Origin of the sequence: Solihabitans fulvus (assembly GCF_008386585.1) — a bacterium.
Classification (GTDB): Bacteria; Actinomycetota; Actinomycetes; order Mycobacteriales; family Pseudonocardiaceae; genus Solihabitans; species Solihabitans fulvus.
This window is the reverse complement of the sequence record NZ_VUOB01000193.1, coordinates 1-361: the sequence shown is the minus strand read 5'-3', so window position 1 is coordinate 361 and position 361 is coordinate 1. Positions and strand designations below refer to the sequence as shown.

Annotated in this window: 2 protein-coding genes; both read right to left on the bottom strand. The window is 60.7% G+C overall.

Translation table 11 applies throughout. The annotated features are described in order from the left end of the window. A partial coding sequence (locus tag F0L68_RS45645; RefSeq protein ID WP_223199617.1) for a hypothetical protein occupies positions 1-197 on the bottom strand: 197 nt, incomplete at its 3' end. Then, positions 179-361 (bottom strand): hypothetical protein (locus F0L68_RS45640; RefSeq protein ID WP_223199616.1); only part of this gene is annotated, 183 nt, incomplete at its 5' end. The genes F0L68_RS45640 and F0L68_RS45645, both read right to left, overlap by 19 nt.

Sequence of the window (361 nt, the reverse complement as noted above, 5' to 3'; positions counted from 1 at the left end):
CAACATTGGACTATTGTGGCAACACTTTCTCCATCCTTTGTCACGATGCCACCGAAGAAGCAACCCGAGAAATCCGGGTCCTCCGGGTCCAAACCCGCGGAAAAGAAACCGGCAACAGCCAAAACACCGGCTGCAGCTCCTAAGGCTGCGGCAGCTCCTGCAGCTTCTGCAAGCTCTACTAAACCTGCGTCAGCCAAAACACCGGCACCTGCCCCGAAAGCAGCTGCGCCTGCCCCGAAACCAGCTGCGCCTGCCCCGAAAGCAGCCTCTGCCCCGAAAGCAGCTGCCGCTGCCCCCAAACCTGCAGCCCCTGCTCCCAAACCTGCAGCCGCAAAACCTGCAGCTGCAAAACCCGCAGCCA